Source organism: Photobacterium sp. ABD4_091, assembly GCF_056160145.1.
Window position 1 is genome coordinate 2,894,066 of record NZ_JBSWWQ010000001.1, and the last position, 26,443, is coordinate 2,920,508.

28 protein-coding genes are annotated in these 26,443 nt (G+C 48.2%); 19 read left to right on the top strand and 9 right to left on the bottom strand.

Going from position 1 to position 26,443, the window contains the following annotated elements:
* Positions 1–293 precede the first annotated feature (293 nt).
* Both ACXAGQ_RS13280 and ACXAGQ_RS13285 read left to right on the top strand, forming a co-directional pair.
* The gene (locus ACXAGQ_RS13280; RefSeq protein ID WP_475254336.1) at positions 294–1,472 is read left to right on the top strand and encodes a serine hydrolase domain-containing protein; all 1,179 of its coding nucleotides are present in this window, start codon (positions 294–296) and stop codon (positions 1,470–1,472) included.
* Positions 1,473–1,489: 17 nt separating this feature from the next.
* Entirely contained in the window at positions 1,490–1,912 is a 423-nt protein-coding gene (locus ACXAGQ_RS13285) for a hypothetical protein (RefSeq protein ID WP_475254337.1), read from the top strand.
* Positions 1,913–1,930: 18 nt separating this feature from the next.
* On the opposite strand, the gene ACXAGQ_RS13290 is transcribed toward ACXAGQ_RS13285, so the two are convergent.
* Complete coding sequence (locus ACXAGQ_RS13290) at positions 1,931–2,401, bottom strand: DUF302 domain-containing protein (RefSeq protein ID WP_475254338.1); 471 nt, start codon at positions 2,399–2,401, stop codon at positions 1,931–1,933.
* 161 nt (positions 2,402–2,562) lie between these two features.
* Here ACXAGQ_RS13290 and ACXAGQ_RS13295 point away from each other — a divergent pair, with 161 nt between their 5' ends.
* Complete coding sequence (locus ACXAGQ_RS13295; RefSeq protein WP_475254340.1) at positions 2,563–2,937, top strand: MerR family transcriptional regulator; 375 nt, start codon at positions 2,563–2,565, stop codon at positions 2,935–2,937.
* 64 nt (positions 2,938–3,001) lie between these two features.
* Positions 3,002–3,574 (top strand): NAD(P)H-dependent oxidoreductase, encoded by a 573-nt coding sequence (locus tag ACXAGQ_RS13300; protein WP_475254341.1) that lies wholly within the window; start codon positions 3,002–3,004, stop codon positions 3,572–3,574.
* A 23-nt stretch (positions 3,575–3,597) separates the two neighbouring features.
* Here ACXAGQ_RS13300 and mobB read toward each other — a convergent pair whose 3' ends face one another.
* Positions 3,598–4,113 carry a molybdopterin-guanine dinucleotide biosynthesis protein B gene (gene mobB, locus ACXAGQ_RS13305; RefSeq protein ID WP_475254343.1) on the bottom strand — a complete coding sequence of 172 codons (516 nt, stop codon included), beginning with the start codon at positions 4,111–4,113 and terminating at the stop codon, positions 3,598–3,600.
* A gap of 325 nt (positions 4,114–4,438) precedes the next feature.
* On the opposite strand from mobB, the gene ACXAGQ_RS13310 reads away from it, so the two are divergent.
* From ACXAGQ_RS13310 to ACXAGQ_RS13330, 5 genes are all read left to right on the top strand, one after another.
* On the top strand, positions 4,439–4,924 hold the full coding sequence (locus ACXAGQ_RS13310; RefSeq protein WP_475254345.1) for a hypothetical protein: 486 nt from the start codon (positions 4,439–4,441) through the stop codon (positions 4,922–4,924).
* Between the two features lie 168 nt (positions 4,925–5,092).
* Positions 5,093–6,160, top strand: a complete 1,068-nt coding sequence (locus ACXAGQ_RS13315; RefSeq protein WP_475254347.1) for an endonuclease/exonuclease/phosphatase family protein — start codon at positions 5,093–5,095, stop codon at positions 6,158–6,160.
* Positions 6,161–6,274: 114 nt separating this feature from the next.
* A complete protein-coding gene (gene prpC, locus ACXAGQ_RS13320) occupies positions 6,275–7,408 on the top strand; it encodes a bifunctional 2-methylcitrate synthase/citrate synthase (protein ID WP_475254348.1) in 1,134 nt (377 codons plus the stop codon).
* Complete coding sequence (locus ACXAGQ_RS13325; RefSeq protein WP_475254349.1) at positions 7,395–8,000, top strand: alpha-ketoglutarate-dependent dioxygenase AlkB family protein; 606 nt, start codon at positions 7,395–7,397, stop codon at positions 7,998–8,000. Before prpC ends, ACXAGQ_RS13325 begins: the two co-directional genes overlap by 14 nt.
* A 244-nt stretch (positions 8,001–8,244) precedes the next feature.
* Positions 8,245–9,345 carry a DUF3541 domain-containing protein gene (locus ACXAGQ_RS13330; RefSeq protein ID WP_475254761.1) on the top strand — a complete coding sequence of 367 codons (1,101 nt, stop codon included), beginning with the start codon at positions 8,245–8,247 and terminating at the stop codon, positions 9,343–9,345.
* Positions 9,346–9,522: 177 nt separating this feature from the next.
* Here ACXAGQ_RS13330 and amrA read toward each other — a convergent pair whose 3' ends face one another.
* Positions 9,523–10,113 carry an AmmeMemoRadiSam system protein A gene (gene amrA / locus ACXAGQ_RS13335; RefSeq protein WP_475254350.1) on the bottom strand — a complete coding sequence of 197 codons (591 nt, stop codon included), beginning with the start codon at positions 10,111–10,113 and terminating at the stop codon, positions 9,523–9,525.
* The gene (amrB, locus tag ACXAGQ_RS13340) at positions 10,082–10,870 is read right to left on the bottom strand and encodes an AmmeMemoRadiSam system protein B (protein ID WP_475254351.1); all 789 of its coding nucleotides are present in this window, start codon (positions 10,868–10,870) and stop codon (positions 10,082–10,084) included. Before amrB ends, amrA begins: the two co-directional genes overlap by 32 nt.
* 139 nt (positions 10,871–11,009) lie before the next feature.
* Here amrB and amrS point away from each other — a divergent pair, with 139 nt between their 5' ends.
* From amrS to ACXAGQ_RS13355, 3 genes are all read left to right on the top strand, one after another.
* Positions 11,010–12,095 (top strand): AmmeMemoRadiSam system radical SAM enzyme, encoded by a 1,086-nt coding sequence (gene amrS / locus ACXAGQ_RS13345; RefSeq protein WP_475254352.1) that lies wholly within the window; start codon positions 11,010–11,012, stop codon positions 12,093–12,095.
* A 97-nt stretch (positions 12,096–12,192) separates the two neighbouring features.
* Entirely contained in the window at positions 12,193–12,501 is a 309-nt protein-coding gene (locus ACXAGQ_RS13350) for a glutaredoxin domain-containing protein (protein WP_317521962.1), read from the top strand.
* Between the two features lie 166 nt (positions 12,502–12,667).
* A complete protein-coding gene (locus ACXAGQ_RS13355) occupies positions 12,668–13,336 on the top strand; it encodes a TPR domain-containing protein (RefSeq protein WP_475254354.1) in 669 nt (222 codons plus the stop codon).
* Positions 13,337–13,474: 138 nt separating this feature from the next.
* On the opposite strand, the gene ACXAGQ_RS13360 is transcribed toward ACXAGQ_RS13355, so the two are convergent.
* The 3 genes from ACXAGQ_RS13360 to ACXAGQ_RS13370 form a co-directional block, all read right to left on the bottom strand.
* Complete coding sequence (locus tag ACXAGQ_RS13360) at positions 13,475–14,005, bottom strand: amidohydrolase family protein (protein WP_475254356.1); 531 nt, start codon at positions 14,003–14,005, stop codon at positions 13,475–13,477.
* Positions 13,965–14,711, bottom strand: coding sequence for an amidohydrolase family protein (locus ACXAGQ_RS13365; protein ID WP_475254358.1), 747 nt, complete (start codon positions 14,709–14,711; stop codon positions 13,965–13,967). The genes ACXAGQ_RS13360 and ACXAGQ_RS13365 overlap by 41 nt, the downstream gene beginning before the upstream one ends.
* 155 nt (positions 14,712–14,866) lie before the next feature.
* Complete coding sequence (locus tag ACXAGQ_RS13370; protein WP_475254359.1) at positions 14,867–15,757, bottom strand: LysR family transcriptional regulator; 891 nt, start codon at positions 15,755–15,757, stop codon at positions 14,867–14,869.
* A gap of 378 nt (positions 15,758–16,135) precedes the next feature.
* On the opposite strand from ACXAGQ_RS13370, the gene ACXAGQ_RS13375 reads away from it, so the two are divergent.
* The gene (locus tag ACXAGQ_RS13375; RefSeq protein ID WP_475254361.1) at positions 16,136–17,083 is read left to right on the top strand and encodes an MBL fold metallo-hydrolase; all 948 of its coding nucleotides are present in this window, start codon (positions 16,136–16,138) and stop codon (positions 17,081–17,083) included.
* 106 nt (positions 17,084–17,189) lie between these two features.
* On the opposite strand, the gene nrfA is transcribed toward ACXAGQ_RS13375, so the two are convergent.
* Positions 17,190–18,635 (bottom strand): ammonia-forming nitrite reductase cytochrome c552 subunit, encoded by a 1,446-nt coding sequence (gene nrfA / locus ACXAGQ_RS13380; RefSeq protein ID WP_475241607.1) that lies wholly within the window; start codon positions 18,633–18,635, stop codon positions 17,190–17,192.
* Positions 18,636–19,186: 551 nt separating this feature from the next.
* On the opposite strand from nrfA, the gene nrfB reads away from it, so the two are divergent.
* From nrfB to nrfF, 6 genes are all read left to right on the top strand, one after another.
* Entirely contained in the window at positions 19,187–19,792 is a 606-nt protein-coding gene (gene nrfB, locus ACXAGQ_RS13385) for a cytochrome c nitrite reductase pentaheme subunit (RefSeq protein WP_475254363.1), read from the top strand.
* A gap of 10 nt (positions 19,793–19,802) precedes the next feature.
* A complete protein-coding gene (gene nrfC, locus ACXAGQ_RS13390; RefSeq protein ID WP_475254364.1) occupies positions 19,803–20,495 on the top strand; it encodes a cytochrome c nitrite reductase Fe-S protein in 693 nt (230 codons plus the stop codon).
* Positions 20,492–21,451 carry a cytochrome c nitrite reductase subunit NrfD gene (gene nrfD / locus ACXAGQ_RS13395; RefSeq protein ID WP_475254366.1) on the top strand — a complete coding sequence of 320 codons (960 nt, stop codon included), beginning with the start codon at positions 20,492–20,494 and terminating at the stop codon, positions 21,449–21,451. The genes nrfC and nrfD overlap by 4 nt, the downstream gene beginning before the upstream one ends.
* Positions 21,452–21,516: 65 nt before the next feature.
* Complete coding sequence (locus tag ACXAGQ_RS13400) at positions 21,517–23,502, top strand: heme lyase CcmF/NrfE family subunit (protein WP_475254367.1); 1,986 nt, start codon at positions 21,517–21,519, stop codon at positions 23,500–23,502.
* 20 nt (positions 23,503–23,522) lie between these two features.
* The gene (locus tag ACXAGQ_RS13405) at positions 23,523–24,068 is read left to right on the top strand and encodes a DsbE family thiol:disulfide interchange protein (protein WP_475254368.1); all 546 of its coding nucleotides are present in this window, start codon (positions 23,523–23,525) and stop codon (positions 24,066–24,068) included.
* Positions 24,061–24,534 carry a heme lyase NrfEFG subunit NrfF gene (nrfF, locus tag ACXAGQ_RS13410; RefSeq protein ID WP_475254370.1) on the top strand — a complete coding sequence of 158 codons (474 nt, stop codon included), beginning with the start codon at positions 24,061–24,063 and terminating at the stop codon, positions 24,532–24,534. The genes ACXAGQ_RS13405 and nrfF overlap by 8 nt, the downstream gene beginning before the upstream one ends.
* A gap of 94 nt (positions 24,535–24,628) precedes the next feature.
* Here nrfF and brnQ read toward each other — a convergent pair whose 3' ends face one another.
* Positions 24,629–25,936, bottom strand: a complete 1,308-nt coding sequence (gene brnQ / locus ACXAGQ_RS13415) for a branched-chain amino acid transport system II carrier protein (protein WP_475254371.1) — start codon at positions 25,934–25,936, stop codon at positions 24,629–24,631.
* Between the last annotated feature and the right edge of the window lie 507 nt (positions 25,937–26,443).

Consider the following 26,443-nt stretch of genomic DNA (forward strand, 5'->3'; position numbering starts at 1 on the left):
CAATGAGTGGTGGTACTGAACTCTGATTAAACAATCAATTACCAAACCATTCATGCACTAAAACTTTCATACACCAAATATTGCGCCTCTCATTGAAAAATGAGAGGCGTTTTTGTTAGGTGACTCGCAACTTGCTTAATCAATAACAACGGTATAAGCAATTGTAAAAAAGACGACTTTTCAGTTTGTTGCCTCTAATTTATTTTCTCTTCACCGCGCTTAAATTTCGTTTATGATGATGGAGCATGAATTCGGTGGAAGGAAATGATCGACCCTATAAATGGATTATCTTTTTGTGTGCCACGCTCCCGATATTGACTGTTGCCTGGGTGCTACTCAATCCGCCTAAAGCAGATATGGAAGGGTTTAGCTGGACGCAAACATCAAAACAAGCATCAGGGCTGAATGACTGGACGACCAAGCTTCCTGAAGAAGAAGGCTTTGACCCCGAGGTGTTGTTGGATCTACATGATCAGGTCTCGCTAAAGAAAACAAAGAAAGTCCAGTCTCTCTTGATTGCCCGAAACGGCCACTTGGTGTTTGAACAGTATTATCCGGTACAGCACTCACCCGATGGCACGCCGATGCCCAAGTATTTTCCTCCGGCACCTGATACGTATCACCAAATGCGCTCGGTGACCAAGACCGTCACATCTACCTTAATCGGTAACTTGCTCTACACCGGCGCAATATCAGACAAAGACACGCCGTTGTTTGACTACTTTCCGAATCAAGACATTCAAGATGCTAAACAGAAACAGCAGATCACACTGAGAAATGCCTTGGACTTCAACAGCGGGCTGGATTGGGAAGAGTGGGGTGCCTACCCCAGTGATGCGATGGGAATGTGGTTGTCGCAAGACCCTTACCAATACATCTTTGATAAAAAGATCGCCCACCCACCCGGTGAAGTGTATGTGTACCAAGGTGCGATGAGTGTACTGCTTGGTGGCGTTGTAGAGAAGGTAACGGGCATGAGTCTGAGGAAATATACCGAGCAGGCATTGTTCAATCCGCTGGGGATCACCCATTATGACTGGTTTGCCCATGAGGTAACAGGGGATTACCTAGGCTCATCGGGCTTGTATTTGCGCACGCGTGATTTAGCCAAGCTGGGTCAACTGTATCTCAATAACGGGATGTGGGAAGGCAAACGGATTTTTTCACCACAATGGGCAAAAGACAGTTTGGAACCTAAAGGGCGTTTTTGGCAGAAAAAGACTATTGCCTACGGGCATAATTGGTGGTTCCCACTGATCACCGTTGATGGGCAGCCGCTGACCATTGCAGGAATGCGTGGGGCTGGGGGACAGGAAATGTTTATCGTACCGGAAATGAAGTTAGTGATTACCATGACGTCCGGTGCCTATATCCACCAGGACGAAGATTACCTATTTGAATTAATCGTGAACTATATCTTGCCGTCGATGGGAGTGAGTACAGCGAAATATATACCACATATTAAGGGATGAATACTTTAAGGATAGCTATGAAGAAAATAATGGTTATTGGTATTTCTGCCTGCGCAATTGCAGTGATGCTATACCAATTTGGCGGCAAGGAGAGGCAGCCGATCAACGCGGCAATACCAGATAGCCCGGCTTTTACGGCCTCGGATGCTTTCGATGGGCAATGGGAAGGGGAAAGGTTCGATGTCAGTGGCGATAAAATATGCTCACCGACACGCGTGGTTGGCTCGATAGAGAATGGAGCGGTCACTATCAGACTGGTGTATAACAACACCTTACTTCGTGGCTGGATTTCGGCGGAGGGCGAGCTTGAACTCTACACTGACAGTCCTCGCTGGGGCTACCGTTTTACCGGGGCAGCGGATAAAGACCGTATTGATGGTGGCTGGAAGGTCACCAATGCCCCATGCAACGGTGAGTGGTATATCGAGAGAAAAGTGTAAGTAACCAGCACGGCTATTTTATTGCGATTGTTTTACTGCAGTTGTAACAATGGCATTCAGTGCTTTGCTCACTTTCTCGATCGTAGCGTCGCATTTAGCGACTTTTCCCTCAATGTGATGGCGGTCGGCGAGATAGGCTGGGTCGTTATAGATCACCCAAACCTCATTGTCGCTGTTCTGCATCACCAAGGCTTTTTGTGGCAGGTCGATTGCCGTGGTTTGTTGGCACTCCATCAGGATAGATCCGACTTTGGGGTTGCCGAAAATGAGCAGCTCAGTAGGGCGAAGGCTGATACCAACGTCTTTTGCTGACTGGCTGTGCGGGACATGGGCAAAAAGCGTCATGCCTTTTTCGTCCAGCACCTGTTTTAGATTTTCGACAGTTTCTGGAACTGAATGGGGACTTTGGATTTGAACTAACCCACTGTCTGCTGATACGGGCAAATGAACAAAAATGAAAAAGATAATAGCCAAGCGTTTGATTATCATTAACCCACCCATTATTGACAGACAGTTTCTAGAGCGCGACTTCTTGTATAGATGCGTGATTTTTCGTATAGAAGCAGGGTTTCTTGTATAAGAAGATAGCTACGCGGGCTTAATTTAGCAAATGCGGCAAAAGGAGGTGCCAATGAGCAGGAAGGTAAGCCATGTACATAGGTGAAGCAGCAAAACGGTCAGGGGCTTCGGTGCGGGCGATACGGTTGTATGAGTCAATGGGGTTGTTGAAGGTCGCAAGGGCAGGTAGCTATCGGGTATTTTCCGAGGCCGATATTAAGTTTATTCAAATGATCAAAGATGCCCAGTCTCTTGGTGTCCACCTCTCTGAGTTGCTCCCGCTGATTGATGAAGAACAGGGATTCAACTGGTCAAAGGCGCTATGTATCCTGGAAGAGAAGCAACAGAATATAGCGGCGCAGATTAAATCTCTCGAGGTACTGAACGCACGGATAAGGGAATATCACCAGGCAATAAAACAGTGTGAGAGCAAGACTCAATCGAAGGAACCCAAACAGCTAATCTAGATATTGACTCTGCCCCTAGGGGCAGGGTTTAAGATGCCTCCAGCACAAAAATGGAGGCAGTGTGATGAAAAAAGTTCTGGTGATAAATGCTAACCCGAAACAGGAGAGTTTATGTCGCTCATTGGCTGAGCACTATGCCAATACCGCAGGTGACAAGCATGAGATTAAGCAAGTGAATATTGCTGATATGTCGTTTGAAATGAACTTGCAGCAAGGATATGACAAGAAGCTTACCCTAGAGGACGACCTGAAAGATTTCCAGCAGTGGGTGACTTGGGCTGAGCATATCGTGATTGTCAGCCCGGTTTGGTGGGGCACGGTGCCAGCCAAATTCAAAGGGGTTATCGATCGGAGTTTCCTGCCGGGCTTTGCCTTTAAATACCAAGCGGGCAAATCAATACCTGAGAAATTGCTGAGTGGCCGTACATCAGAGCTGATCTTTACCCTCGATACCCCGCCATTTTGGTATAAGTTCGTGCAAGGCAACCCTATCTACAAACAGCTTAAGCATACGGTACTCAGTTTCACTGGTATCAAAAATCAATCATCGGTTTACTTCGGGCCGATATTGAATGCCAGTGAAGAGCGCCGAAAATCATGGTTTGATTCTGTATCCAAGCGGGCGGCTCAGCTATAAAGTTCTTGCTTAAGAGCTCCTGCTTAAGAGCTCTGTAACCACTTTACGATAAAGTCAGCTACGTTTTGCGGGGTGTTCAAATCCAAGTAGGGAAGTGGGCATCCTTCAGGCGCAGGTTCATCGCTGGCAAAGGCAATGATGTTTTTATCTTGCGGGTAAAAAAGCGGCTTACCGTAGCTTGGGCGATGTATTTCAATTTTTGCAATCGGCTCATCACGAAACCCTTCAACCAGCACGATATCTAACTGGCTGTGGTCGAGCTGGGCGAGGCACTCTTCTAATTGTGGTTCTTCCCGTTCTGGCTCTGGGTATTCAAAGTACAGCATGTGCCGGGCTTTGGTCGCCAGCAGTGTCTGACTACAGCCGGCATGGCGCAGGCGGTAACTGTCTTTTCCGGGCTTGTCTGGGTCAATGTTGTGGTGGCTGTGCTTGACTAGGCCAATGCGCAAACCTTCTGATTTCAAGAGTGGAATGATATGTTCAAGAAGGGTCGTTTTGCCTGAGCCACTGTACCCCGCAAAGCCAATAATTGGTGCCATTTTGATTTTGAAATGCTTAAAAATAATATCCTGAGTGTAATTCAATGCGTTGTCTTGAACAAACCTGTTTGCGCTTTAAAACCATTTGGTTAGGGTGCAATGGAATATGCCCGCTAGTGTTTCAAACACTGTATCAAAATTGAGGATATTGAGTTTTTTCTCCAACAACATCATGTTTCCTACTACATTTATTGAGTACATCGCAGGCATCTGCTATTACCTTTAAGTAAGGTGTTCAAATGCCTTAATCGCTTACCATACAGTTTTTTGACAGGAAGTCGTGGTATTGATGGTAAGTACTCATAATCGCATCAGGGAGAGTGCAATGTGGGCAACATTGGATTTTGAAGCATCCGGTCTTTCCGGGCAATCTTACCCGATTGAGGTAGGATACTCGCTACCAGACGGTTCTGCGAACAGTCTACTTATCAATCCGTTAACGGCTGGTGATCCATGGCAACATTGGGATGACTACGCAGAGCAAGAGATCCATCAAATTTCACGCCAGAAGCTTCACAATGAAGGAATTCAAGTCGTGGATGTGTGCCAGCACCTCAATGCTGTCCTAGGAAAATACGAACTTGTTTTCTGTGACAGCCAGTGGGATCTATTCTGGCTTGGGCGCTTATATCATGCAGCCCATATGCGGCCTTCGTTTACCCTGACAGAGGTTGGCCTGTGGCTGTTGCAGGAAAACGGCATCGATAGGGCACACTTCCAGCAGATCATGGCTGAACTTGGTCCTGTGCAGCATCGCGCCGAATCAGATGCCAAGCAAATAAGAAAGGCAATCACTCAGCTGACAGAGTAGTGATTTCATTAAGTTAGTGACCCATTTCTGGTGAGTGGTTTATCAGAAGTGGGTATACTGATTTATCCTTTTTAGCCGTGAGTGATCCTCTTGCAGACCTCTTCATTTGATCAATCCCCTTCGCGCCCTTTGCCACCAAGCGTACGTTTTGCAGTGTTCAATATCTCAATGTCAGACCCAACCCCCGGCGCGATATTGGGCCAGCTGGAACAACCCCGCCACGAGCGCTTTGCAAAACTAGCCGCTATCATCCAGTGTGCCGCCCCCGACGTACTGATGCTGTGTGAATTCGATCATCCCGGTGAGGGGGGCGATGATGGTGCGCTTGAGCGATTCTGCCAGCATTACTTGGCCGTTTCACAGCACGGCCAGCCAGCCGTATCTTACCCTTACCGCTATTGCCCGCCTTCAAATACCGGCATGGCAATGGCCAATGATCTGGATGGTGATGGGAAGATCACCTTGCCCAACGATGCCCAGGGATTTGGCGAGCACCATGGTCACTTCAGCTTTGTGATCCTGTCGCGCTTCCCCATTGCCGAGAAAGACATCAGAAGTTGGCAAAAACTGGTATGGAAAGACTTGCCGGGTCACCAGATGCCAGAAGGCTACTACTCGGAGGGGGCAGAAAAAGAGCTTCGTTTATCTTCAAAAAACCATGTTGTAGTACCGGTAGAGGTTGAAGGCCAGGCTATTTACCTGGTGTGCTGCCATCCAACACCGCCAGTTTTTGACGGGCATGAAAAGCGCAATGCCCGCCGCAACCATGATGAACTGGTGTTGCTAAGAAGCATTATCGACAATACAGACTACCTTATTGATGATAATGGTAATCAGGGCGGGTTGTTGCCTGATAGCCGTTTTGTGGTGCTGGGGGATCTCAATGCCGACATGGCTGACGGTGATGGAATGAAAAAAGCTATCCGCGATCTGTTATTGCACCCAAGGATCCATCGCTCCGTGTCCTCAGGCCGGATGACGCCAAAAAGCTTGGGGGCACGTTTTCTAAGGCCATGGCAACAACGCCGTGGACGGCCGAGTGAGTGGACGCACATATCGGGCTTGCGCCTTGATTATGTGCTGCCATCGGCCAACCTAGATGTACTTCAAAGCGGGGTATTTTGGCCTGACAAGAAAGATCCGCTACGCCGCTTGATTACCGATGAACGCGGGCGGGAGCGAGCTCAGGCTGGCTCTGACCACCGTTTGGTATGGGTAGATATCGCGCTGAAATAAAGAGCTTTATTCGTACTGTGCGAGTGGTTTTATGGTGTTTCCTGACCTAGGCTTTTGAATATAACAAAGTGACTGTATTTGGGTATTAACCTTGATTCGACAGGGAGGAGCACCATGCCTGATTCGCTCAAACCGCTTGGCGGTGAAGGTTTACGCGGACAAACTGCTGGTAGCACGGCACTGTGTACGGTAGGTAAAACCGGTACCGGCTTGACCTATCGCGGCTACGACATTTCTGACCTGGCACAGCATGCCGAGTTTGAAGAGGTCGCTTACCTGCTGCTCAAAGGTAAACTCCCCACCCGGGCTGAACTTGCCGCCTATAAAACCAAGTTAGTTTCCTACCGTGGTTTGCCCCTTGCCCTGAAGCTAGTGTTGGAGCAGATCCCTGCTGATGCCCATCCTATGGATGTGATGCGAACAGGCTGCTCGATGCTGGGCAACCTCGAGCAGGAGCACGGCTTTACCGAAGAGTACGACAAAGCCGACCGCTTATTGGCTCTGCTGCCCGCCATTATTTGCTACTGGTACCGCTATAGCCATCATGGGGTAAAGATAGAAACTTATTGCGACCAAGACAGTATTGCGGGTTATTTTCTGAAAATGCTCACTGGTGAAACGCCACCTGATTTGCACAAACAAGTCATGCATTGCTCGCTGACCTTGTACGCCGAGCATGAATTCAATGCTTCGACGTTTGCTGCAAGGGTGTGTGCTTCAACCTTGTCGGATATCTATTCCTGTGTATGTGCCGCGATTGGTACCTTGAGGGGGCCGCTACATGGTGGTGCTAACGAGGCAGCCATGGATATGATTGAGCGATGGCAGACAGCAGATGAGTCGGAATCCGGCATTCTGGAGATGTTGGAGAAAAAAGAAAAAATCATGGGCTTCGGCCATGCCATCTACCGCGAATCTGATCCCCGAAATGCCCTTATTAAGGTTTGGTCTGAAAAGCTGGCGAAAGATGCCAGTGATCCGGTGCTCTATGATATTTCCGTTAGGGTAGAAGAAGTCATGAAGCGTGAAAAGAACCTGTTCTGCAATGCTGATTTCTTCCATGCATCGGCTTATCATTTTATGGGCATACCGACCAAGCTGTTTACCCCGATTTTCGTCATGAGCCGCGTTACCGGTTGGGCTGCGCATGTGTTTGAACAGCGCGATCACAACCGGATCATTAGGCCGAGTGCAGATTACATCGGCCCAGATCACCAAGAATGGATACCTATTGATGAGCGTCATTAGCAAGAGCGCTACCCATAATGGCTATTGGCAGGATTTGCCGCAGGGTAGGGTGTACTGGAACCCGCATTTTCTCGAGCCTTCTGTTGCAGATAAGTGCTATGAGCGACTTGAAGATGAACTCAATTGGCAGCAGAAAAAAATTATGATGTTCGGCAAGGAGGTGTGGCAACCCAGGTTGCAGGCTTGGTGCGGCGAGGCAGTCTATTCCTATTCAGGTTTGACGATGCAGCCCGATCCGTGGACACCGACCTTGCAGATCATTCGCCAGCAGCTCAATGACCTACTTGGCAGAAATTTTAATTCCGTTTTGGCAAACCTGTATCGCAATGGAAAAGATTCGATGGGCTGGCATCAAGACAACGAGCCTGAACTTGGTGAGCAGCCCGTGATCGCTTCAGTTAGTCTTGGCGCAACACGGCGCTTTGTGCTGCGGCACAAGCAAAGCAAGGACAAGCAAGAATATCAGCTAAACCATGGTTCGCTCTTAGTGATGGCCGGAGACCTGCAAACGTACTGGCAACATGCGGTACCGAAAACACAGCGGGTCGACACCCCTCGTATCAACTTAACCTTTCGTGAAATTATGGAATGATGAGGGGGTATTCTTGTGGCCAATGTCGATATTCCCATAGGGCAAGGTCTTTTTTGCTATTGTTATCTCGATCACATCTGCAAGCATAATTTTACAGTTTTCTGACGTAATAGATTCAAGGCTTTGCTAGCGTTCTGGCTAAATGTTTAGCGGAATGAGCAGGGAGTCTTCAATGGGACGGGGAAGCAGTAATTTACAGCAGGTATTTCAACGGAGAATCTTGCCTTCGCTGGTGGTCGGGGCAATGGTTTCTTCTTCGGTTGTTTGGGCGGATGTCCAGTCAGCAGCCGAGCAAGGGCTGACCCTCAATGCCAACGGCAGCAATACCACGTCGAGCGCTGAACAAGCCAGTTTTGAGCAAGACGCTGAGCGGATCCGCCAGACCTATGAAAGCCAACTCTTTACCCTTCCTGCTTTCAAAATGGGCCACTATGGCCTGCGTATGTACCGCCAGACCCAAGATCCTAAATACCAAGCGGCGATATGGTCAGATATGGCCCGTGTTGCCAGCCGTTTGAATTACTTTGCTACTGAAGTCCATACACCCGGGCAAATTGAAGCGTACTCGGCACAACGCCTTGCTCGTTATGACTACAAAGAAGATGTTCGCAGCGATTTACGTTACGAAGCGACCAAAGATAAGCCGGAATATTTTTACCTTGGCGTTGATCTGTTGGGATCGATGGCGCGGGCGAATGAGTATGGCTTGAAGCACCGAGAAGACGCCAAGCTTCGCGAGGTTATTCGCCGCTATGATTTTAAAGACTATGCGACTGATCCTGAAATGATCAGAGCATGGGCGGCTCAATTAGCCAATCAGGTGTATTGGTTGCGTCAGTTAGGCGAGCAGGATGTGGTTGAGGACTTTACCGCTGCGTTCAAAGAAACATACCCTGACAGTCAAGACGATCAGCTGACGGATCAACAGTTCATGAACAAGGTTTATGGCCTGACCCACATAATCTTTGCCGACACAGGCTATTATCAACATCCGGTCAAAGAGTCGGATCACCAATGGATCTATGACTACTACCGCGCCAATATTGATACCATTATCTCTCGCTCAAAGGAAGATGTGATTGCCGAAGTGGGGATCAACTTCTTGCTAGCTGGCTTGGAGGACGATCCTGTGGTCGAAAAGACCCGCAAGGCGATACAGCGCTCGCTTAACCGTCAGGCGGGTATTATACCGGCAGTGAATGGCAGCACCGATCTGCTAGATGGCGAACACCGCAATGTCCTTGCTATCATGCTACTTGATTGGCAGGGTGCCCATGCCGTGCCAACTATTCAGAGACAGCCTGAAATTTTCACCGGCAAGCCCTATGGGTTGATAACGAAGTAAAACCTAAAGGCAGATAAATAGTTCAAAGCAGCGCCCCTTTTTTACAGGGGCGTTTGCATTTAGGTTAGGTCTGAAAATCAAATCTTTGATAGCCCATAGCCCATAGCCCATAGCCCATAGCCCATAGCCCATAGCCCATAGCCCATAGCCCATAGCCCATAGCCCATAGCCCAGAACCTAATAGTGATACTTACCGCTGATACTGTTCACAGCAAAGGTTTGTACTTTCATCGATGGTGACCAGTACACACTGTTCCAGCCGGCTTTGAGTTTCAGCTGGCGGATAAAATCTTCTGGCTTGGGCAGTTTTTCCCAGACTTGCGGTAAAAATAGTGCTTGTTGGTGGTTATCCGAAAGGATCACGCCGACCTTGTTGTTATCTAGGTAGTCGATGAGCGCTTGCTCTGAGTCGACATCGAGATCTTCCGGCTGGGTCAGAACCGAAACTTCGACCACTAATCCGTCGAGTTGCTCTTCGACCAGCGGCATGAAACGGCGATCTTGGTAAGCGCTCGCACGGGCTTTGTTGTGTACTTCCATGACCAGAGGAGAGTGGGCCACAGTTGTACCCAGGCAGCCCTGAAGTTCGCCATTAACCGTTAGGGTAACAAAGCAAGCGCCTGGCTGGAGCAATTTCTTGCCATATAAATCAAGTCGGGGAGGTTGGGGAAGATCATCAGAAAAATGACCGCGAATGGCATCGCGAGCCACATCTAACAGTTGGGTTAGCTCACCTTTATTGAGGTTCTGAAACGAGATAGCTGACATATCCTACGACTCTCTCCTTATCTCCGGCGTCTGTGTCACCGGAATTTATTAATGTTCTACGTGTAAGTGTGTATCCCCTTTGTTTGGCTAGCAATAGCAATGTATTTATGCCGGTTGAGCCACAAGCTTGTTCTGGAACGAGAGTCGGCTTGTAGTTTTCAATCATGTTGCAGGTTTGGCTATCAATACGCTGGGCTTCCGAATAGGTGTGGAAATGGCTTAGATCACTGCTGATAACAAGTAGACAGTCATCACCCTGCCAAAGGGCATCAATAAGCTTGGCGACATGTGCCGGATTTACATTACTGGTTAAGAGCGGTAACAGGGTGAAGTCATGTAAACATGACTGCAGGAAAGGCAATTGCACTTCGAGGCTGTGCTCTAGGGCGTGAACCTGATCCGATACTTCAATATCATCTATTTCCTTCAGCTTTTCAACAAATTGTGTGTCAATTTTGATTTTACCTAGCGGGGTCTCGAAATAGTCTGCTGCGGGGATGGCACAGCCTTGGAAATAGTGACGGTGGCTGGGACCGATAAGGATCACCCGGCGGATGCGGTCGGCCTCAGGAAGTAGGTAACGGTAAGCATCGGCGGCAACACGGCCTGAAAAAACGTACCCTGCATGAGGAACGATTAAGGCACGGATAGGCGTGTGGTGTTGAGTGGACTTAAGCCATTCATCCATCTGGCTTTTCAGGTGTTGAGCTGAGTGAGAATAGAACCGGCCAGCCACGGCTGGTGGACGCGTATTCATAGGGTACCTACCGATAAAGTCTTAAAAACTGGACTAATCTTAAGTATAGGAATAAAAATGCCTTATTGATCTCAAGGTGCCAGAAATCAGAGCAACATCAATGTGTTCAGTTCAAAAAGATAACCATGAAGGGTCTATCATGCGCCAACCTCCTGAATTTTATCCCACAAAATATTGGCATCGACTCGATGATGGTAGGGTAGTGTGTGATCTTTGCCCGCGCCAATGCCGGCTTCGGGATGGTAAGCGCGGAGCATGCTTTGTTAGGCAGGCTCATGAGGGAGAAATCGTTTTAACCAGTTATGGTCGCTCCAGTGGCTTTTGTATTGATCCTATCGAGAAAAAACCACTCAATCATTTTTACCCTGGCAGCTCGGTACTGTCTTTCGGAACCGCCGGTTGTAACCTAGGGTGTAAATTTTGCCAGAATTGGAATATCAGTAAGTCCCGCCAGATAGATACCTTGGGATCGTCAGCGATGCCGGAGCAACTCGCACAGGCCGCGAAACGTTATGGTTGTGACAGCATAGCCTTTACCTATAACGATCCGGTGATCTTTATGGAATATGCGGTCGATGCCGCACAGGCTTGTCGGGAAATGGGAATTAACAGTGTGGCAGTCAGTGCTGGGTACATTTGCGATAAACCTAGGGTTGAGTTTTATCGCCATATGGACGCTGCCAATATAGATCTAAAGGCATTTACTGAGCGCTTCTACCACAAAATCTGTAGCGGTCATCTCGCACCGGTGCTCGATACCTTGCTCTATCTAAAGCATGAAACAGATGTATGGTTTGAAATCACGACTTTGTTGATCCCCGATGAAAATGACAGCCCGCAAGAAATCGATGCGCTCACTCGCTGGGTGCACGATAACTTGGGGCCGGATGTCCCGATCCATTTCAGTGCTTTCCACCCTGATTTTAAAATGCTCGACAAGGAACGGACACCGCCCGAGACAGTGAAACGAGCACGTGATATCGCTATTGCCAATGGCCTGCATTATGCCTATGTTGGCAATATCTTCGATGAGAAGGGTGACAGTACCTATTGCCCTGGATGTGGTAAAAACGTCCTCTCCCGTAACTGGTATCAATTAGGTGATTGCCACTTAACCAGCCAAGGGCAGTGCCATCACTGTGGTTATCAACTGGCTGGCCGGTTTAAGCCGATTGAAAAAGCCTTTGGTCGGCGGCGGATCCCTGTGCAAATAGCCAGCGGGTGAAAGAATATAGGTGCTTTAGATTGGATCTAGGCTTGTCATCGGTACAGGCAATTCGATATCTTACCCATTATTAAAACACCTGAATGAGAAAGTAATCATGTCTGATATGACGATGGAGCAACTTGCTAGCTACCAGAACCTAGTGATCACCCAGCCGAACTGCCCGTTTTGCGTAAAAGCAAAAGCTATCTTGGATGAGCGCGGCACCGAGTACACCACTTTGGTGCTGGGTACGGATCTGCCTAAAACCACAATGGTTGATTTTATCGAGCAGCAGACTGGTAATGTTGTCCGTACTGTTCCGCAAATCATTTTGGATGGTCAGTACATTGGTGGCCACGATGACTTGGTTGCTTTCCTTGCTCGTCAGGTAGAGAAAGACGCATTTGGTGATTTTGAGCTTTAAGTTCAATAATCTAGTCACCTTGGCTTGTTAAAGAATGCATCGAAAGGCAGCGCATTGGCGTTGCCTTTTTTGGTTTGATCTAGGCTAAATATCCTGCATTCTTTTCAGGCGCTAATAACAGGCTCTGGTAAACTGGTATTTCAACTACGTTATATGGATTTCTGGAATGCTGAATTACCAAGGATTGTCCTTCCTGCTATTGTTAGTCATCGCATCCGCTCTGATTATTGCCCATTCTTACCGCTACAATCGCAAGGTAACGCCTTTCTCGCTGATGATTATTGGAGTACTCGCCGTAGTTTCAGTCACCAGCTACGCCTTCTTGGGGCATGAGCCGAAGAATACCGTTAAGCGTCCAGAAGCCCCGCAACCACTGCCTGAAGATATGTTGATGAGCGCTTCGGAGCTGAACCAACAGCGTATCGAGGAGATCCAAGACAAACTGCGTGAAGACACCCAAAACGGAGAACTGTGGTACGCGCTGGGCAATGCGTATATGTACAGCAGCGAGTTTGAAAATGCAGGTACTGCATTCCTCTACGCACAGAGATTAGCCCCAGAGCCGCAATCCAATATTTACTCGGCCATGGCGACGGCTAGTTACTATCAGGAAAAGCAGCACTTCACCGCGCAAAGCAAGGCTTGGCTTGACCGGGCGTTGGAGTTGGACGAAAACAATATCTCCGCCCTTATGCTGCTTGCGTCCGACTATTTCCTCAGTGCCCGTTACCAAAGAGCCATTGATACCTGGCAGCGAGTACTGGATACCGAACGGACTGATTTAGATAGGGTCGAAGTGATCAATGCCATCAATCGGGCTAAGAGCTTTCTGTAGGCTGAAACCAAGTGACTAACGCGATAATAAAGCCTAATACACCAATGACATTAACCATTACCCCAGACCAGCGCCAGACTTCGGTTGGCCACATTGAGGGCGCATGAGTGAAGGCCCTAGATTTTCGAGGCTTCGCAGCTATCCCCCCCCGCCGTGGGCGCCGTCATAACGTGAAATCAGCATCATCTTATTGAGGTTGCTTTGGTTCATCACAAGCCCCGGCGCTGCCTTTTCGATAGCAATCGGGGACCCATTAAACACAGTCGCGACGACCTCAATGTCTTTGATGGCAGACGGGTTTTCTTTTTCTACCTTATAAGGGTGCTCGGCCAGCACTGCAAAGTTGGCATTTTTGCCAATATCGATACTGCCAATGTTGTCTTCAAGACGTGCGGCATAGGCTGCATCGATAGTGATTGCTCGCATCGACTCTTCCATCGTCAATTTTTCAGACTCACCCAGCGTTTTGCCACTGAGCCCAGTTCGGTTTACCGCTGTCCAGGCCAATGCCAGTGGTCGACCCGGTGCCATTGGGGCATCGGAGTGGAAAGACAGTTTGGCACCAGCATCAAGGAAAGAGCGCCCTCTTGAGGTGTATTGTGCACGCTCTGTACCAATTCCATAGAGGCTATATTGATCGCCTAAAACATGAAGGTAGAAGGGCTTCACCGAAAAGTTGGCTCCCAACTTCGTAGCACGCTCCCTTATGGCCATCGGTATATCCGTCTTTCATCATCATTAGCTGGGCATAGGCAGCCCCATCGGCAAATAGCTTGACTTGGTTGGGTAGCCAGCGGACATATTCGCTGTTTAGGGAAGGATCGCTCACCCGTTTTTCAACAGCTTCAAATGCTGCTTCGGCATCGCCGCCCATTTTGTCATAAACCGTGTTGCCTGCCGGGATCATGAAGTAATCCAACATCGGTTGTTGCTCCATGATATCAATCATGGCTTTGGTCATGTCATCTGGCATCATCATGCCCGGATCCACAACTGTAGTGATACCACCTGCCTGCAGGTATTGATTCGCCCGCGTCATGCCTTCAGCAAACTTTTCCGGGGTGGCTATCAATGAGAACATCAAAGGGGCAGCAGCATATAGGCCGGTTTCGTACGCATGGCCTTTTACATCCCCCCAAGGCAAGCTCCAATCAGCAGGTGTGATCAGATGGGTATTGGCCACCAGGGCAAATAGCCAAATGTGCGAATGGGGCTCGACTAAGCCCGGGGTCAGGGTCATCTCTGCGTAGTCGGTGTTATGGCTAAAGCCGTCGGTGTTTTGGTATCTGGCTAAGATGGATTGTTTTTCACCGACAGCGAGAATTTTACCGTCTTGGACTGCAACCGCATTGGCTTGGTCGATAGCGTCGGACATGGTGATGATGCCTGCAGCAGAATAGACAGTAATAGGAGAGTCGCTGGCCTCGGCAAACAGACTTGGTGCCTTTGAATCGCTGCAGGGCGCTTAGCGGGGGCGGTTCCCCCTCAAGGACATTATAAAGTTATGGGAGTGACCTGAGTGAAAGATCACTACCGCTGAGATAGGAGGGTGGCAAGCTCTGAAATTAACCATTGCTTCGCTTTGCCAAAACTCTGATTGTGATGCCATACCGCGATTCTTCCTGCATATAGCGGTGCGTCGGTATCGATGCTAAATACCTGGTAGGTGTTGTCTTGGCTTGAGAGCAGTTTTTGGGGGAAAATGCCCCATGATGGTTTTTGGCGAATGATGGCTAACGCGGACTGTGGGGAAAAGGCCTGCTGCACCAGCTCAAACCTGTCGGTACGCAGGACAATACCGAGGCCAGGATAGCTCACGAATGGTAGTTTACGTAGCTCGGAGTGAAAGCGGACATTGCTTAGCCCCGAGGCGTTCAGCTGTGATGAAGCCTCTTGGTTGAGTACGCTGCACATTGTGACGTTATCAATATGCTTGGGGTGGAAGTCTTCTGGAAGATCCCGGTTTTGGTAGAGGCGTATGGCGATATCAATCACACCTTGTTCCAGCAAGCTGTCAAGGTTGTTGGTTGGGTGGTTCTGCCATTGCACGGCTAGCCCGGGAAACTGGCTGGATAGGGCTTGGTCAATATGGCCGATCTCATCAAAGGTGGTAAGAAAGTCCACCCCGATGACAAGGGATGATTCAATGCGATGGGCAACATTCTGGCTGAGCTGGCAAAATGATTGGTAATTTTGTACCAAAGTCCTTGCCCTGCCGTACAAGTTTTCCCCTTCGTCGGTGAGGGAAATGTTCCGGCCATTTCGATGGAACAGCTTTACCCCAAGGTCAATCTCAAGGTTGGCAATGGCTTGGCCGATAGAACTGCGATCGCGGCCTATCTTACGACCGGCTGCAGTAAATGATCCCGTCTCGACGACAGTGGTAAAGTAGTGCAGGTGTTCTATGTTTGGGTTGACCATTGAGCTCTCTAGACAGTTACCTTCATGTAAATATAATGGGGCAGTTAAAAAATGCTTAATACGAAACTTTATTTTGAGCAGATATAATTATTCAGTTTATATATCGCCAATATTGTTACATATAAAATGCTCTCACCTTTAAATTTAAAAACACCATACAAAAGTTTTTATCTTGATGTGGCATGACAATAGTTCAAGTGGCACTTATTTTTCCCATCTATTTTTGATGTTGCTCTCAATATTTAAATTATAAAAGTACCAGATAACAGAAATTGAGCGCCGTACACATTTTTAAGAGAGAAAACACGAATTGGACATTCTCTTAGTTAGTGTGTTAATAATTTGTTTAACATGTTAACTAAAAGGGTGTTTGAACTTATGCGGCTATCAATTCTTTCTCGTGCCAGTCTAATGCTAATTATGTTGTGCTTGAGCTGGGGGGCATTTGCTCAAGCGATTGCTCCGTCCAAGACAACGCAGGTTGTTATGCTTGGTACCGGTACACCGTTCAATGACGCAAACCATTCAGGTCAATCGGTGGCGATTGTGGTTAATGGTGAAGTGTATCTGGTTGACTTTGGTCCAGGGGTGGCCCGACAAATTGATGCAGCTAGGCAAAAAGGCTTTGAGGGCTTTCCGGGTAATACACTACGCCCAACATTCATAAAAACTGCTTTTCTTACCCATTTGGACTCGGACCATACCATGGGGATCGCCGATATTATTCTGACGCCGTGGGTATTAGGGCGTAAAGAGCCATTAAATCTATATGGTCCGCCGAACACCAATTTTTTGGTAAACAACACCTTAAAGGCTTTTGATAAAGATATTGTTCATCGCATGAATGGCGCTCAACCTGCAAACCCAGATGGATATAAGGTAAACACCACGATTATTCGCGAGCCGGGAGTAGTGTATAAGGATGATAATGTTACCGTTGAAGCCTTCAACGCACGCCATGGTGATTGGCCAGATGGCTACGCTTTGGGTTACCGCTTTACGACTCCTGATAGGGTGATCGTTGTTTCAGGTGATACCACCTATGACGAAAAAGTTATCGAAAACTACAAGGGGGCCGACATACTGATCCATGAAGTGTACAGCATGGAAGGGCTCGCCAAGCGCACACTGGATTGGCAGAAATACCACCAGCTGGCTCATACATCGACTAAGGATTTGGCCAAAATAGGCGATATCATAAAGCCTCAGCTGATGGTACTTAACCATGTGCTTTATTTCGGTACTAGTGCTACTTCAGTAGACAATGAATTCAGCCAGTATTACCAAGGTAAATATGTTATGGCTCAGGATTTGGATGTGTACTGATTTAGTGGGAACAATCAGGGTATGATATAAAAAACGCCCCGATATTAATCGGGGCGTTTTAGTTATTGAGTTAAAAGCTCATGAGTTAATAACTAAAGCTGCTCAGTTATTTCTCGTCGTAGCTCGCTTCACGAACTTTGGCTTCTTCTTCCCACTTAGGCACAACAGTATTTAGGAAGTCTTCTTTTTCTTGGTTCATTGCATCCATATCCATGCCAAGTGCCTGCTGGGCTTTCAGCTTGGTAGAGATGTCAGGGATTTCAACTGGATCGGTAATGCCTTTGGTTGCCAGTAGGCGAACTACTTTAGCACGGGCATCAGCGGCTTTATCCAGTGCCGTACCCAGAACGCGTAGGGCAACTTCCGGTGCGTGCATGTGAACACCGTGAGAAGCAATCGCGTAGTCCCAGCGCCATTGGGCGTGACGGATATCGGTCAGGATTGGTTTCATTTCTTCTTCAGTCGCACCTGCATCCCAAGCAGCTTTCGCTTCGAAGTGAGCGGCAACGATTTGCTTCTCAGCGCGAAGTTTCATCTCTAGCACCTGAGCTTTACGGGTAGAAACGATGCCCTGTAGGGTTTCTTTGTCTTGGGTGTGACAGTTAGCACATGTATCTTCGAAACGGTCGAATGGGTTACCGATCTTGTGATCAGTGAACACGACACCGTCTTCGTTCTGTACTTTCGGCATGTGACAGTCAATACAGGTCACGTTGTTCTTACCGTGGATACCATCGCGCCATGTTTCATACTCTGGATGCTGCGCTTTGATCATCGGTGCTTTAGACAGACCGTGGGTCCAATCACTGAAGCCGATATTGTCGAAGTACACTTCCATTTCGTCAACACCCGTACCCATGTCCCATGGGAACTTGACTGAGTTGTGGCTTTGCTTCTGGAAGTAGTATTCAACGTGGCACTGACCACAAACTTGCGCTTGCTGGTCTAGGCGAGAACCATCCTCAAATTTCTTGTCGATGGCTTCCATCGCACGGGCTGCGTATGGGCGCGACAAAGCCAAGGCTGGTTTGCCTTGTTTGAAATCTTCACTGTTGGTGTTGTGGCAGTCGGCACAGCCGATGGTGTTGCTGATTTCAGAGCCCAAGCGTGCCCACTTGCCTTCGAAATAGCCATCTTCACCGCGCTCGTCAATCACACGAGCAACGTCAGGGCTCTTACAGCTCCAACATGCCATCGGCATTGGGCCCGAGTTGGCATCCTGAGGGCCACCGGTACGTAGGGTTTCACGTACATCGGTTAGGGCGTAGTAGTGACCACGGGCTTTGTTATAGTCTTTGGCAAAGCCGTAGCCAGCCCAGAGGATAACCATGTTCGGGTCACCTTCAAGGGCATCTTCGATATGATCGCTTTCTTTGGTTGCTTCCCAGGTTTTGTACTGGTCTGCATGGGCCGCTGCAAAAGCTTCGTTTCGCGCCTCAATTCTTTCTTTTTCAGCAGGTTGTTCTTCGTTTGCTAACGCATTGCCAGAAAGAAATATTGCAGACAGTAATGCTGCAACAGCGGCAGTATTTCTCGTCCATTTATTACTCACGATGTGCACTCCATAATTCTTGTTGTAAATAGAGCCAAGCGTTGTGAATGCGGCTTTTCGATGCAAACAGAATTAGAGTTCTAAATAAGAATATCAGAAAGGAGAAAACCCGAGATAAAAGCGTTTTCTTTTTTGTCTTGGATCAAAAGGGAAAAGTGAATAACGCGAGGTAGATTAATAATTTACCTATATACCCCTTTGTGGGTATTTACATAACCCTTTGGGTTGGTGTGGGTTCTGCGCTGTAATATCATTTTAAAACAACATTTTAGCATGGATTCTGGGATTGATCTAAATCAGTAAAAGTTCATGTTCAATACCACTTTTACGTTATTTGTTATTTGTCGCATATTTTCACATCTTGAAATATAGTTTAATAAGCTTGTTGAGCGTTGTGGCTTAAAAATGATGCAAATAAGAATTGATTTCAAGTGCAATGGATTATTAATTGCAGAAATCAAGGGGCACGTTTGTGCCTGATTTGTATTATCAGCACCGGTTACTTTTTGATTTAAATAAAAAAGTAATTGTGGAAGATGAAAAGGTGAAAAATGGGCAATCATAAAGTAGCCCTGAATAGCATGCTGACATTGTTTGTCGCTATGTGTATTTGGGGTTTCTCAATCAATGTTGCCGCAGACTCCCAAAGCACAGAAGCCACAGCAGCCAATCCTTCTGTAACCACTTCGGAGTCCGGCAGACATGTCGTTGAATTCATCCGTGATCGGGACTACGCCTGTACCCAATGTCACAAGGATGATGAACACGTACTTAAAGGTGCACACAGCACCGCCATTAACCCGCACACTAACCGTGATGTGACCTGCGTGGATTGCCACAGCAATGTAGGCAAAGATCACCGCAATGGCGCAAAAGAGGTGACCAAGTTTGCTCCAGCTCAGTCTGTTGCCGGCATTGAAAAGCCAGCAGCTGATGTTGCCTGGATCACCCAGCAAAACGAAACGTGTGTGAACTGTCATGAGCCTGAGAATTTACGCGAAGCGAACTGGACCCACGATGTCCATGCGCTGGATCTCTCATGTGCTTCTTGCCATAACATCCACCCAACATCTGATCCGATGAAAGGTATCGAGAGAAAGCCGAAAATCAAGCTTTGCGTCGATTGCCATTCCGATCAGACAAAAGCAAAAAAGTAGGGGAGAGTTTATGACGTGTTCAAGACGTAACTTCCTGGCTGGTGCCGGGGCAGTTATCTTCACTACAGGGGTGGCAGCCTCTAACCTCGTTGGCGGTCGTAAGACATTAGCGGCAACCATGGAAGATGGCGTGAAGCGCTATGGTATGGTCCATGACGAGACGCTTTGTATCGGTTGTACCGCCTGTACCGATGCCTGTCGCGAAGTCAATAATGTGCCTGAAGGGGTATCACGACTGGAAATTGTCCGCAGTGAACCACAGGGCGAATACCCAGATGTTGACTACCAATTTACCCGTATCTCTTGTCAGCATTGTGAAAACGCACCTTGTGTCCATGTCTGCCCGACTGGGGCGGCCTTCAAGGACGATGACACCGGTATTGTTGCCGTCGATAACTTCAAGTGTGTCGGTTGTGGTTACTGCCTAGCGGCTTGTCCTTATCAGGTGCGTTTCTTCCATCCTGAAACTAAATCTGCGGATAAGTGTGACTTCTGCCGTGAAACCAATCTCAAGGAAGGCAAACAACCTGCTTGTGTTGAGTCATGTCCGACTAAGGCACTGACATTTGGTGATTTGAATGATCCAAATAGCGAAATCAGTCAATTGATCACTGAGAAGCCGGTTTATCGCCAAAAAGTCGAGCTCGGCACTGCGCCTAAGATGTACAAGGTGCCACATGGAAAAGGGGAGATAAAAGGATGAGTACGACATTTGCAGATGCCTTTTATTTTGACTCGTTGGTCTGGGACTGGATCATTGCGGTCTACCTGTTCTTGGCAGGGATGTCAGCTGGTGCGGTAATGATTGCTATCTACCTTAAACGTAAGGTGATCGAAGGCTACCCGGCCAGTAACGGTATTATCAAGGCGACAGCGATTCTGGCCCCGTTCGGGATCATCGTGGGGTTGTTGATTCTGATCTTCCACCTGACCAAGCCTTGGTCATTCTGGAAAATCATGATTTTCTACAACCCGAACTCGGTGATGTCGATGGGTGTGGTGTTGTTCCAGGTTTACCTGGTGGTTCTGTTTGCTTGGCTAGCTATTATCTACAAGAACGAGCTGCTGGAATTGCTGGGTGAAAAGTTGCCAATTGTTGGCAAGGTCATGAAGGTAATAGAGCGCTTCGAAAACAGCATTGAGTTGTTCCTTGGCTTCTTGGCTTTGGTACTGGCGGCCTACACCGGCTTCCTACTGTCAGCGTTGCAAACCTATCCAATGCTGAATAACCCGGTATTGCCTATCTTGTTCTTGTTCTCTAGCTTGTCATCGGGAGCTGCCGCATGCTTGCTGTTTGGCGTGGTGTTCTTCAAGGAATCGGCGAATAGTGCCAGTGTCAGCTGGGTGCATAAGTTCGAGCGTCCAGTGGTAATGTTTGAGTTGTTTGTGATTTTCGCCTTCTTCTCAGGTTTGTACTTCGGTGGTGGCCAAAGTCAGGTAGCTGCGATTGCCGCTATCGGTGGTGGCTTCTGGGCGAGCTGGTTCTGGTATGGTGTGATTGGCATCGGTATGTTGGTGCCATTAGGCCTTAACGCTGTGAGCCCTTCAGGGGTTAAACACAACAAAGCCTTTATTATGCTCGTGACGACCCTAAGTTTGATCGGTGTACTGATGCTGCGTACGTTTGTGCTGTATGCTGGACAAATGACGACCTTATAGGTTGATGTAACAAAGATAGAATCGCCACAGTTAGCGCTGTGGCGATTTAGTAACAAGGAAAATAGATGCTCCCTGAAGTTGGACATTTCTCGTTAATCCTCGGTATGGTGTTTGCCTTGCTCGGTGTAACTGTCCCGGTTGTAGGATTAGTCAAAAAGGATTCATACCTTACTCGCTATGCTTGGCCATTAAGTTATGGCGCCTTTGGTTTTATCGGTCTCTCGATTATCTTGCTCGGCGCGAGTTTTGCGCTGGATGATTTTTCGGTTGCCTATGTTGCCCATCACTCCAATACCCAATTACCCATATTCTTCAAGCTCGCCGCGGTGTGGGGGGGACATGAAGGATCATTTTTATTTTGGTTGTTCTCTTTAAGCCTTTGGGCCGCATTGGTTGCAAGGGCATGCCGAAAACTGAATGAGGCTTTTATTACGCGGGTGCTGGTTACCCTGTCTGGGTTGGTTATGTTGTTCAGCTTGTTCGTTTTGCTGACGTCTAACCCGTTTGAGCGCTTGTTCCCGACACCGCTCGAAGGACGTGATTTGAACCCGATGCTGCAGGATGTTGGGCTGATCTTCCATCCGCCAATGCTGTATTTAGGCTATGTGGGTTTTGCCGTCAGCTTTGCTTTTGCCATTGCGGCTTTGACCTGTGAACACGGCAAAGATCATGGAAAAGTAGAATGGGCTAAATGGAGCCGCCCCTGGACCTTGGCAGCTTGGGTATTCCTCACCGGCGGCATCGCGTTGGGTTCCTGGTGGGCATATTATGAACTCGGCTGGGGAGGCTGGTGGTTCTGGGATCCTATAGAGAATGCATCGCTGATGCCATGGCTGACGGGCACTGCGCTGATCCATTCTTTGATGATCACCGAATACCGCAAGGCCCTGTCTGGCTGGAGCTTGTTGCTGGCGATCTTCACCTTTTCCCTTAGCTTACTGGGCACCTTCATTGTTCGTTCGGGTGTGCTGACATCTGTTCACGCTTTTGCCGTTGACCCGACTCGTGGTGTGACGCTGCTGGCGATGCTAGGCCTAATCCTTATTGTTGCCTTGTCGTTGTTTGCCGTGCGTTCTGGCCGATACTTTGTTGCTGCCAAATTCGGGTTTTTATCGAAAGAAGCGATGTTCATGGTGGGGAACAGCTTGTTTGCAGTATCCATGCTGACTGTGATGCTTGGTACTTTCTACCCGCTGGTGTTCCAAGCGATGGGTTTGGGCAATATTTCTGTCGGTGCGCCTTATTTCAACGCGATGTTTGTGCCGATGAGCTTTGTGTTGTTCCTGTTTATGGGACTGGGCGTCGTGATCCGCTGGCACAAGGTGGGATTGGAAGATGTGATTACCCGCTCTCTGGCGCCAATGTCAGTGTCTATTGTGCTGGGGGTGGCATTGTCTGTGATGTTTGAGCGTGGGGTAAACATCACGGTATGCTTGGCGTTTATCACCGCTATCTGGATAGCCCTGTGTGCTTTGCAGGCTATGTACATGCGTATCCGAGTCCGCCGGGCGAAAGGTATGAGTGGCATTGTATGGAAGCAAGCGGCGATGGTTATTGCCCATATTGGCGTTTCGGCAACCATCATTGGTGCGACATTGGTGAGCTTTTATGACGAAGAAATCAGCAGCAAGATGGGGCCGGGAGATGCGGTTTCTCTGGGTGAATATCACTTTACCTATCAGCAGACAGACCTGTTAGTTGGCCCTAACTATACCGCCGAACAAGCGCAGATCACCGTAACCAAAGATGATGCATTCATCGCAACTATTCGCCCTGAACGTCGCCATTACACAGTGCGCACCATGAATATGAGTGAGCCGGGTATTAAATGGTTCTGGCATGGTGATATCTATATCACCTTGGGAGAGAAGCTTAACCGTACGGATTATGCAGTTCGGATCCAATACAAGCCGTATGTTCGATGGTTATGGCTGGGCAGTATCTTGATGATGATCGGCGGGGCCATCGCTGTGGCTAGCCTGGCCAGCAAACGGGTGTCGCATAAGCTGCAGCAACCCAAGAAGATAGAAACTATCGTGCTTTGGAAGTAATAGAGTGATGGTGTAAAGAGATGAGAAAAACTAGCCGTTATCTTCCGTTAGGCGCGGTGGTCGTGATTCTGGTCATCATCAGTTTGTCGATGATGTTCACCCAAGAAGGTCATGCCCCAAAGCTTGAAAACAAACCGCTACCAGCTTTTAGCTTGCAGCGATTAGATACTGCTGGCACAGCGGATGAAACATTATTAACTGGTAAGCTGCAGCTACTGAACGTGTGGGCCTCATGGTGCGCTGTGTGTAAAAGTGAACATGCATTCTTGTTGCAGTTGGCTCAGCAACAAGACATGTCGATTATTGGGCTCAATTACCGTGATAACCGACAGGCAGCAATACGTGAGTTGAACCAAAGTGGCAATCCTTACAAGGCTGTTTTGTATGATCCTAAAGGTGCGTTTGCATTGGATCTCGGTGTGTATGGAACGCCGGAAAGTTATATAGTCGATAGCACTGGTACTATCCGTTACCGCTATTTAGGGGCGTTGGATGAACATGTCTGGCAGCGAGAGTTTGTTCCAGTCATCAAGCTGCTGCAACAGGAAGAACAAACGAATGGATAGGGATGTATTTAATCGGCTAAAACACTTCATGTTGGCTGCTGTTATGAGCGTGCTTGTTGTCAGTATGCCTGCGATGGCTCAAAGTGATCAGATCTTTGTGGCTGCTGACTCGGCTTTGGTCGAGTCTGTTGAGACATTCCAGTTCCGCTCTTCTGCCGAGCAGCGCCGGGCTATTGAGCTGTCACGTAAATTGCGCTGCCCTCAGTGCCAAAACCAGAACCTGATTGAATCGAACTCACCGGTGGCGAAAGACCTTCGCCTTAAGGTGTACCAGATGGTCAATGCTGGTCAGAGTGACGAAGCCATCATTGAGTATATGACCTCGCGGTTTGGTGACTTCGTGTTATACAAACCACGTTTGAACACGCAAACCTATCTGCTGTGGGGGGGACCCTTCTTACTGCTGGCAATATTCGGCTCGATTATATGGCTAACAATTCGCCGTCAACAGAAATCGAGCGGATAGGGCGGTAATTTGGGGCTCTTGGTAAAGAAAGGGAAAATACGGAAGCGAGCCTCTGTATTTTCCCTTTTTTGCCAGTGCTTAGGTGTTTAAGTGTTTAGGTGTTTTGGCTTTCCACAACTTGTTGCCTTTTACACGGTAATTTCAAAGTACGGGCAAGCAGAACCAGCGCACAAGGCAGCAACCAACTAGCATTGGCCGAGTACAGCGGCAGCCATGTTTTGAAGCTGTTATCGAGTGCCGCAGGTACAGTATCAAGAATACTGGCGGCATCTATGCTGCCGAAGATTAAAGCGACAGTAATAGCTGCAATGTAGGTGTTGCGGTACTTTTCTTGTTCTGGGTAGAACAAGGCGCAAAGGATCAAAGCGATCGCAACGGGGCAAAGTACCAGGATCGCGGGTAGGCTCAGGGCTAAAATTTGGTCGAGACCAATATTGGCGATAAGCCCGGTTAGTAGAACAACAATCGTAGCCGTGCGACGGAAAGGAACTGCAAAGGTCTGCTGGTAATATTCGGTGCAGGCGTTGGTCAAACCAACGGTGGTTGTCAGGCAGGCCATGATAATAATGGCTGCCAGCAGTAGTTGCCCATACTCGCCAAAATGGTGGGCGACATAGAGGCTGAGTAGTTCACCACCATTGGTTGCCTCGTGGGCAATAGGGCTGGATGTTGCGCCGACATAACCCATTGCCAAATAGCACGCGCCCATCAACAAAATGTAAATCAGAGCGACTTTGAACGTCGATTTTCCTACCGCTTTTTTGTCGGTTACACCTTTGCTGTTAATCGCTTTGATGATCACCCAGCCAAAGCCGACTGCAGCAATAGCATCCATGGTCATGTAGCCTTGTACTAGGCCTTGTGTGAAAGCGAAATCAATATATTCACCCTGAGGCGCGAGTGGTGCGGACAATGGGTTGATCACAGCGGTAATTGCCAGTGTGCAAAGCATGATGATTAACAGTGGCGTCAAGACTTTACCAATATAATCAACCAGTTTCCCTGGTTGAAAAGCCAGAAGCAGGGTCAAGCTACAAAAGATAAGAGAAAAAAGTGGTAGCTGGTCGCTATCGACAAACGGGTTGATCCCCATCTCATAGGCAACGGTGACGGCACGAGGCATGCTGAATGCCGGGCCAACAGCTGTCAGTAGGGCGACCCAAATCACTGTAGCCAGCCAGTTTGGCAATGGCTTGGTTAGCTGCTTGCTGTCGCTAAGGCGGCCGAAAACAATCAGGGTCAGAGCGGGCAGCCCGACAGCGGTGATCAGAAACCCAGCCATGGCAGGCAGTAGCTGAGTACCGGCTTCTAAGCCGAGGAAAGGCGGAAAAATGATGTTTCCTGCGCCGAGAAACATGGCGAAGGTCATCAGCCCGATGGCAAGTGTATCGTTAGTTTTCATTGGACGAGCCCTGTGTTTGCTTTTAATTCTTGGGACCGTCAGGGGCTGGGAAGATAGATACGATGATATTTTGATTCTCCGTCAGCCTGGCTGACGGAAACAGCCGTCAGCCTAGATAACGATGACTAGGACGACGACAGAGACGACAGATTGTGTTGCACGCACAACCGCACGCTTGGCACGAGCCAGAACGTTATTAGCAGCGGTTTGAGAGATAAGCGTTAGCATTGAGCTTTCCTAGTGCGAAACAACAAAAATGTCTTAGCAACGTGATGTCACTTGGGTATACAACATATAAGCATTTTTTTGAGCTGTAAACAGCAAAAGTAAAAAAAGTCATCATTCTGGTTGATGGCTGAATACTCTACTTATTTATTCGTTTATCACTTCTCACTTATTCTTAGTTTGTACTAGTTATCGAAGTTTCATTTTGCTTCAGTCTTGTTGTTATCTCGGCCTGGCTTAAGTTATCCAAAGGACTAAATATCAAATTATAGAAACCGCCCC

Excerpts from the sequence above, each read along its gene's own strand:
- ACXAGQ_RS13325 (WP_475254349.1), top strand. The coding sequence starts at position 7,395 with ATGAGCGTCATTAGCAAGAGCGCTACCCATAATGGCTATTGGCAGGAT.
- nrfB (WP_475254363.1), top strand. The coding sequence starts at position 19,187 with ATGGGCAATCATAAAGTAGCCCTGAATAGCATGCTGACATTGTTTGTC.
- mobB (WP_475254343.1), bottom strand. The coding sequence starts at position 4,113 with ATGGCACCAATTATTGGCTTTGCGGGGTACAGTGGCTCAGGCAAAACG.
- prpC (WP_475254348.1), top strand. The coding sequence starts at position 6,275 with ATGCCTGATTCGCTCAAACCGCTTGGCGGTGAAGGTTTACGCGGACAA.
- ACXAGQ_RS13375 (WP_475254361.1), top strand. The coding sequence starts at position 16,136 with ATGCGGCTATCAATTCTTTCTCGTGCCAGTCTAATGCTAATTATGTTG.
- amrS (WP_475254352.1), top strand. The coding sequence starts at position 11,010 with ATGCGCCAACCTCCTGAATTTTATCCCACAAAATATTGGCATCGACTC.
- ACXAGQ_RS13355 (WP_475254354.1), top strand. The coding sequence starts at position 12,668 with ATGCTGAATTACCAAGGATTGTCCTTCCTGCTATTGTTAGTCATCGCA.
- ACXAGQ_RS13330 (WP_475254761.1), top strand. The coding sequence starts at position 8,245 with ATGGTTTCTTCTTCGGTTGTTTGGGCGGATGTCCAGTCAGCAGCCGAG.
- ACXAGQ_RS13310 (WP_475254345.1), top strand. The coding sequence starts at position 4,439 with ATGTGGGCAACATTGGATTTTGAAGCATCCGGTCTTTCCGGGCAATCT.
- ACXAGQ_RS13405 (WP_475254368.1), top strand. The coding sequence starts at position 23,523 with ATGAGAAAAACTAGCCGTTATCTTCCGTTAGGCGCGGTGGTCGTGATT.
- ACXAGQ_RS13400 (WP_475254367.1), top strand. The coding sequence starts at position 21,517 with ATGCTCCCTGAAGTTGGACATTTCTCGTTAATCCTCGGTATGGTGTTT.
- ACXAGQ_RS13350 (WP_317521962.1), top strand. The coding sequence starts at position 12,193 with ATGTCTGATATGACGATGGAGCAACTTGCTAGCTACCAGAACCTAGTG.
- brnQ (WP_475254371.1), bottom strand. The coding sequence starts at position 25,936 with ATGAAAACTAACGATACACTTGCCATCGGGCTGATGACCTTCGCCATG.
- ACXAGQ_RS13315 (WP_475254347.1), top strand. The coding sequence starts at position 5,093 with ATGTCAGACCCAACCCCCGGCGCGATATTGGGCCAGCTGGAACAACCC.
- nrfD (WP_475254366.1), top strand. The coding sequence starts at position 20,492 with ATGAGTACGACATTTGCAGATGCCTTTTATTTTGACTCGTTGGTCTGG.
- ACXAGQ_RS13300 (WP_475254341.1), top strand. The coding sequence starts at position 3,002 with ATGAAAAAAGTTCTGGTGATAAATGCTAACCCGAAACAGGAGAGTTTA.
- ACXAGQ_RS13365 (WP_475254358.1), bottom strand. The coding sequence starts at position 14,711 with ATGTCCGACGCTATCGACCAAGCCAATGCGGTTGCAGTCCAAGACGGT.
- amrA (WP_475254350.1), bottom strand. The coding sequence starts at position 10,113 with ATGTCAGCTATCTCGTTTCAGAACCTCAATAAAGGTGAGCTAACCCAA.
- nrfC (WP_475254364.1), top strand. The coding sequence starts at position 19,803 with ATGACGTGTTCAAGACGTAACTTCCTGGCTGGTGCCGGGGCAGTTATC.
- amrB (WP_475254351.1), bottom strand. The coding sequence starts at position 10,870 with ATGAATACGCGTCCACCAGCCGTGGCTGGCCGGTTCTATTCTCACTCA.
- ACXAGQ_RS13370 (WP_475254359.1), bottom strand. The coding sequence starts at position 15,757 with ATGGTCAACCCAAACATAGAACACCTGCACTACTTTACCACTGTCGTC.
- ACXAGQ_RS13285 (WP_475254337.1), top strand. The coding sequence starts at position 1,490 with ATGAAGAAAATAATGGTTATTGGTATTTCTGCCTGCGCAATTGCAGTG.
- nrfF (WP_475254370.1), top strand. The coding sequence starts at position 24,061 with ATGGATAGGGATGTATTTAATCGGCTAAAACACTTCATGTTGGCTGCT.
- ACXAGQ_RS13290 (WP_475254338.1), bottom strand. The coding sequence starts at position 2,401 with ATGATAATCAAACGCTTGGCTATTATCTTTTTCATTTTTGTTCATTTG.
- ACXAGQ_RS13295 (WP_475254340.1), top strand. The coding sequence starts at position 2,563 with ATGTACATAGGTGAAGCAGCAAAACGGTCAGGGGCTTCGGTGCGGGCG.